We start from the raw sequence: 6,000 nt of genomic DNA, 5'->3' as shown, positions 1-6,000 counted from the left end.
TTCCGATCGGCCGGGGGCGCGGCCGCGCACGACCCCTGCCCGCGGCGGCCCCGCCCGGCCGTCGGGGGGGGGCGAAGGGGGGCGGGGGGCCCGGACGGACCGGACCCGCCGCCCCCGTCGCGTTTCCGTGCCTTCGATGCACCCGGCCGCCCCGCCCCGCCACCGCCCTCCGGCGCGTTCGTCCGCGCGGTTCGTTTTCCTGACATTGCGGGGCAAGGACACTCCTACTTTCCCGTGACATCGCGAGCGCGGGGGCGGACGTCCTCTCCTGCGACGGTCACACCGCCCAGGCACGGGAGGGCTCATGGAGATCTCGGGGGACGGCGCGGGGAACCGCGTGGCCCGCCTCGCGGGGGGACGGGACCAGGTGGGGCGGGCGCGCAGGCTCGTGTCGGCCGCGCTCGGGCGAGACCATCCCCGCCACGACGACTGCGTGCTGCTGACCAGCGAGATCGCGACGAACGCGGTCGTGCACTCCCGCTCGGGGAGCGGCGGCACGTTCACCGTCACCGTCTCGTGCCTGCCCGACCGCGTGCGGGTCTGCGTCGAGGACGACGGCTCGGCCGGACCGCCGTGCGCCGGTCATCCGCTGCCGAACGGGTCGAGCCAGGGCGGTCGCGGCCTGCCGCTGCTGGACCTGCTGGCCGACCGATGGGGGCTGGTCCGCGAGGGCGGGCGCAACGAGGTGTGGTTCGAGATCTGGTCCGAAGGCGACCGCCGCCGTGCGGCGCTCGCCCGTCCGCGGACGGCCGCGTGGGTCCGGCCGGGGGCCGCGGTCGCGAGCAACGTGCGGCCCGTGAAGTGACACAAGCGTGATGAGTGGTACAGAACCTACGGGTGATTTCTCGCACGGAAGGGGAAAACCTAGTAAATAAATCGGGAAAGTAGGAGGACTTCCGCATGGCCCTGCCCGACTTCCTGGTGATCGGGGTGCCGAAGGCCGGCACCACGGCCCTGCACGCGGCACTGGCCCGTCACCCCCGGCTCTTCATGTCACCCGTGAAGGAGCCGAAGTTCTTCCTCACCGACGGCCCGCCGCCCGACAGGGGCGGGCCGGGGGACGCCGAGACCTACCGGGAGCACGTGTGGCGGCGCGCCGACTACGAGGCGCTGTTCGCGGACGCCCCACCGGGGGCGCTGCGCGGCGAGTCGACCCCCTTCTACCTGTACGACCGGGACGCCCAGCGGCGGATCCGGGAGACGATCCCCCACGCGAAGCTCATCGTCTCGCTGCGCGACCCCGTGGAGCGCGCGCACTCCAACTGGACCCACCTGTGGTCGGCCGGCCTGGAGCCGATCGGGGACGTCATCGAGGCCTGCGCGGCCGAGAGGCGCCGGGCCGCCGAGGGCTGGTCGCCGTTCTGGCACTACGTGGGCCTCGGCCGGTACGGCGAGCAGCTGGCGCACCTGTTCACGCTGTTCCCCCGCGAGCAGGTGCTGGTCTTCCGCTATCGGGACCTGGTCGACCGCCCCGCCGCCGCGCTCGACCGCATCTGCGCGTTCCTCGGCGTGGAGCAGGGGCTCGTCGGCGAGGTGCCGAGGGAGAACGTCACCGCCCATCCGCCGCACAGCCGCACGCACCGCGTCCTGGCCCGGCTCGTCCGGCTCGGCGACCCGGTGCTGGGCCAGCGGCTCACCGCGCCGCTCGAGCGGCTGCTGCAGCGCGACGCGCAGCCCCGGCGGCCGCTCACCTGGGAGCAGCGCCAGGAGCTGCTGGCCTACTTCGCCGCCGACATCGCGCTGCTGCGCGACGTGCTGGGCAGCGACTCCTTCGGCGAGGACTTCGGCGACTGGCTGCGCCCCCGGGAGCGGTCCGGCGGCCTGGTCGGCGCCCGGCCGTCCGGCCAGCGGCAGGCCCGCAACGGCCGTGCCCGCGACGACGCCCGCCTTTGGGCGGCCTCCCGGGGCCGGGCGCCCGACGACGACGACCTGACGCCCGACGCCACCTGACCGCGTCGTCCCCCGCTCGCGGCCCTCGTCCTCCGGCTCCTCGTCTCCCGGGCAGGCGTCCCCGGCCGGCTGTCCCGCGAAGGCGCGGCGCCACGAAGGCTCCGCCCGGCCGGGCCGAGGTCAGCGCAGCTCGGTACGCAGCTCGTGGGACCCGTCCGCGCGGGTCAGCTCGTAGTACAGGCGGTGGCCCCCCGGGACGGGCACGATCGACAGGTAGCGCAGCCCTCCCCCGGCGTACGGCGACTGGGCGACGGGGGAGGTTCCCGTTGCGGTGAGCGTGGACGGGCCGGGGCCGATGGCCACGCCCGTGCGCTCCTCGTAGTTCTCCTCCGCCGACGCGCGGCCGTCGTAGTAGGCGATGACGGTCTCGCCGCTGAACGTGACCGCGCTCACCCGCACGCCGCGCGAGTCCCATTCGCCCGGCCGCCGGTCGAGCGCGGTCCCCTGCCATGCCCACTCGACGCCGTCGGCGCTGGTGGCGTAGTCGGTCACCATCTGGTCGGCCTCGTCGGGGTCCTCCAGGGGGTGGCACGACGCCCACAGGTGCCAGACGCCACCGTGGTGGAGGATCACCGGGTCCTTCACGCCTGTCTTGAGGTCGCCGGGCAGCACGACCGACGCGTCGGCGGGGTCGAACTCCGCCGGTCCGGCGGCCTCGATCATCTCCACCCGCCAGTGCTTGGTGCCGTAGGTGGCGCAGCTCAGATACAGGCGCCACCTGCCCTCCGGCGTCACCACGAGAGTGGGGCGCTCCAGCGACTCGGTCTTCATCTCCTCCTTGGTGATCGTGAGGATCCTCTCGAACCGCTCGCCGTCGGCCGAGCGGGCGATCTCCACGGCATACCCGCGCCCCTCGTCGAGCGGCCGGCGCAGCCGGTAGGCCAGGTAGATCCACCCGTCCCGGCTCACGGCGCTGGGCGCGCCCGACCAGCATCCGGGCCCGTCTCCGGGCGGAGGAACCGCGACGACTGACCGTTCCGGCTTCGGTGCGAACACGTCTCTTCTCCGTAGCTGCGCGACGACGGTGGGCTGCCGGCTGGGTGCCGGCACTTCTTGGCTGTAGTGACTTACCAGCGGCCCGGCGGGAGGCCAAGCGTCCTCGCCATCGGGCGACCATGTCTATATAAAACCCGCTTGGTTTGCGGGTTTTGTCAGGATAAGGCAGATGGGCCGCTGCCCGCGTCCCCTACCTGCGCAAGAGTGGGGTGAACCCGGAACGGCGCGGCGGCGTATCTCCGGGCGTAAGGGCATGCCGACACAGCTCTGACCACTTCCAGGAGGCCCCATGCGGGCACGTATCGTCACGCTCTGCGCCGCGCCGCTCGCGCTCGCACTGGCCGGCGCGGCACCGGCCCACCCCGCCTCGTCCCCCCACGCGTCCCCCGCCGGGCAGGGCTCCGGCCACCGGCTCCACCGATCCCCGGACACGGCGCGCGCGGCCGCCCGGTTCGCCGAGGTCGACCTGGTCTCCGACGTGAAGGGCCGGGCGGCCCTCACCGACCCGAAGCTGGTCAACCCCTGGGGCCTCGCGATGGGCGCCGCTCTCTGGGTGTCCAACGCGGGGACCGGCACGGCGACCGTCTACACCGGCGGCCACCCCGGCGGCACGGGAACGGCCAGGAAGGCCCCCACCACGGTGGCCATCCCCGGCGGCACCCCGACCGGGCAGGTCGCCTACACCGGCGACGCCTTCACGATCAAGGGAAAGGCGGGGACCGCGCCCGCCTCGTTCATCTTCTCCAGCCCGAGCGGCGCCATCACCGCCTGGAGCGCCAAGGCCGATCCCGGCACCGCGGTGATCGCGGCGTTCACCCGCGGCGCCGACTACAAGGGCCTGGCGCTCATGCACACCGACCGGGGCGCGTTCCTGCTCGCGCCGTCCTTCTCCGGCGGCGGCGTCCACGTCTTCGACGACGACTTCCGGCGGGTGCGGCTGTCGCGCCGCCAGTTCCGCGACCCGTTCCTGCCCGCGCGCTACTCCCCCTTCAACGTCGAGGTCGCCGGGACCTCGGTCCTCGTGGCGTACGCCAAGCGTGATCCCGGGACCGGCAGACCGACGGCGGGCCGGGGCAACGGGTTCGTCAGCCAGTTCACGGCGGACGGCCGGTTCGTGCGCCGTCTCGCCTCCCGGGGCCCGCTGAACGCGCCCTGGGCGATGACGCTCGCCCCCCGCGGGTTCGGCGCGTACGCGGGAGCGCTGCTGGTCGGCAACTTCGGCGACGGATGGATCAACGCCTACGACCCGCGGACCGGGCGCCACCTCGGCCCGCTGCGCGGGGCGGACGGCAGGGCGATCGCCGTCGAGGGCCTGTGGGACCTCGAACCCGGCACGGCCGCCAACGGCGGCACCGACGCGGTGTGGTTCTCGGCCGGCGTCTCCGGCGCCCGGCACGGCCTGCTCGGCCTGATCCGCCCGGTCACGGCCACGGGCGCCGCCTCGCCCACACCCACGGTTTCGGCCAGGCCGGCGCCGTCGCACTCCCACCCTGCCTCCCACCCTGCCTCCCGCCCTGCCGGCGGCTACGGCCCCTGATCGCGCTGCCCACCGCGACCGGCCGCGGAAACACCCACCCTCGGCCGGTCGCCGGTTTCCGGGAGGCGGTATGACTGTGCACATGGATAAGGCACACATCGGAGTGACGGGCCTGGCCGTCATGGGCCGCAACCTCGCCCGGAACTTCGCCCACCACGGCCACGTGGTCGCGGTGCACAACCGCTCGGAAAGCCGTACGACCCGATTCATGGAGGAGCACCGCGACGAGGGCGCGTTCCTGCCCGCGAGCACGATCGAGGAGTTCGTGGCCTCCCTCGAACGTCCCCGCAAGGCGATCATCATGGTCAAGGCCGGGGCGCCGACCGACGCGGTGATCGAGGAGCTCGCCGCCGTCATGGAGCCCGGCGACATGATCATCGACGGCGGCAACGCCCTCTACGCGGACACCCGCCGCCGGGAGGCGGCGCTCCGTGAGCGGGGCATCCACTTCGTCGGCACCGGCATCTCCGGCGGCGAGGAGGGCGCGCTCAACGGCCCGAGCATCATGCCCGGCGGCGACCCCGAGGCGTACGAGACGCTCGGTCCCCTGCTCGAGGACATCGCGGCGAAGGTCGACGGGGTGCCGTGCTGCGTCCACGTGGGCCCCGACGGCGCCGGGCACTTCGTCAAGATGGTGCACAACGGCATCGAGTACGCCGACATGCAGCTCATCGCGGAGTCGTACGACCTGCTCCGGCAGGCCCTCGGGCTGGACCCGAAGGAACTGTCCGAGATCTTCCGCGAGTGGAACCGGGGCGACCTGGAGTCGTACCTCATCGAGATCACCGCGGAGGTGCTGGGCCACGTCGACGCCGCGACGGGCAAGCCGTTCGTGGACGTGGTGGTGGACCAGGCCGAGCAGAAGGGCACCGGGCGCTGGACCGTGCAGAGCGCCCTCGACCTCGGCGTCCCGGTCACCGGCATCGCCGAGGCGGTGTTCGCCCGGGCGCTGTCGGGCCACCCGGAGCAGCGGGCCGCCGCCCGTTCGCTCGCCGGGCCGTCCGGCACGGCCGGCGACTCCGGCCTCGTCGAGGACGTGCGGCGGGCGCTGTACGCCTCGAAGATCGTCGCGTACGCCCAGGGATTCGACCAGATGGCCGCCGCGAGCGCGGAGTACGGCTGGAACCTGAAGCTGGGCTCGATGGCCACGATCTGGCGCGGCGGCTGCATCATCAGGGCGCGCTTCCTCGACCGGATCAGGGCGGCCTACGACGCCGACCCGAACCTGCCGACGCTGCTGGTCGACCCGACCTTCGCCCAGGCGCTGGAGGAGGCCCAGGAGTCGTGGCGGCGGGTCGTGGCGACGGCGGCGACGATCGGGGTGCCCACGCCGGGCTTCTCCTCGGCGCTCGCCTACTACGACGGCCTGCGGCGCGACCGGCTGCCCGCCGCGCTGCTGCAGGGGCTGCGCGACTTCTTCGGCGCCCACACCTACCGGAGGGTCGACCGGGAGGGCTCCTTCCACACCGACTGGTCGGCGGACCGGGCCGAGCGGCCCGCCTGACCCCGGAGACACG

The 6,000-nt window shown here is 73.8% G+C and carries 5 protein-coding genes; 4 read left to right on the top strand and 1 reads right to left on the bottom strand.

Going from position 1 to position 6,000, the window contains the following annotated elements; all coding sequences use genetic code 11:
• Positions 1–304 precede the first annotated feature (304 nt).
• Positions 305–805 carry an ATP-binding protein gene (locus AB0J39_RS23485; RefSeq protein WP_363468217.1) on the top strand — a complete coding sequence of 167 codons (501 nt, stop codon included), beginning with the start codon at positions 305–307 and terminating at the stop codon, positions 803–805.
• A 95-nt stretch (positions 806–900) separates the two neighbouring features.
• Positions 901–1,950 (top strand): sulfotransferase, encoded by a 1,050-nt coding sequence (locus AB0J39_RS23480; RefSeq protein ID WP_363468216.1) that lies wholly within the window; start codon positions 901–903, stop codon positions 1,948–1,950.
• Positions 1,951–2,070: 120 nt separating this feature from the next.
• Here AB0J39_RS23480 and AB0J39_RS23475 read toward each other — a convergent pair whose 3' ends face one another.
• Complete coding sequence (locus AB0J39_RS23475) at positions 2,071–2,946, bottom strand: hypothetical protein (RefSeq protein ID WP_363468214.1); 876 nt, start codon at positions 2,944–2,946, stop codon at positions 2,071–2,073.
• A gap of 289 nt (positions 2,947–3,235) precedes the next feature.
• Between AB0J39_RS23475 and AB0J39_RS23470 the strand changes: the two genes are divergently transcribed.
• Both AB0J39_RS23470 and gndA read left to right on the top strand, forming a co-directional pair.
• On the top strand, positions 3,236–4,483 hold the full coding sequence (locus tag AB0J39_RS23470) for a TIGR03118 family protein (protein ID WP_363468212.1): 1,248 nt from the start codon (positions 3,236–3,238) through the stop codon (positions 4,481–4,483).
• Positions 4,484–4,565: 82 nt separating this feature from the next.
• Positions 4,566–5,987, top strand: coding sequence for an NADP-dependent phosphogluconate dehydrogenase (gene gndA, locus AB0J39_RS23465; RefSeq protein WP_363468210.1), 1,422 nt, complete (start codon positions 4,566–4,568; stop codon positions 5,985–5,987).
• Positions 5,988–6,000: the final 13 nt, after the last annotated feature.

This window comes from Microbispora sp. NPDC049633, from assembly GCF_040675265.1.
Taxonomy (GTDB): domain Bacteria; phylum Actinomycetota; class Actinomycetes; order Streptosporangiales; family Streptosporangiaceae; genus Microbispora; species Microbispora maris.
This window is presented reverse-complemented; position numbering and strand designations above follow the sequence as displayed.

Bases quoted from the DNA above. Each gene is read 5' to 3' on its own strand.
- AB0J39_RS23485 (WP_363468217.1), top strand. From the start codon at position 305: ATGGAGATCTCGGGGGACGGCGCGGGGAACCGCGTGGCCCGCCTCGCG.
- AB0J39_RS23480 (WP_363468216.1), top strand. From the start codon at position 901: ATGGCCCTGCCCGACTTCCTGGTGATCGGGGTGCCGAAGGCCGGCACC.
- gndA (WP_363468210.1), top strand. From the start codon at position 4,566: ATGGATAAGGCACACATCGGAGTGACGGGCCTGGCCGTCATGGGCCGC.
- AB0J39_RS23470 (WP_363468212.1), top strand. From the start codon at position 3,236: ATGCGGGCACGTATCGTCACGCTCTGCGCCGCGCCGCTCGCGCTCGCA.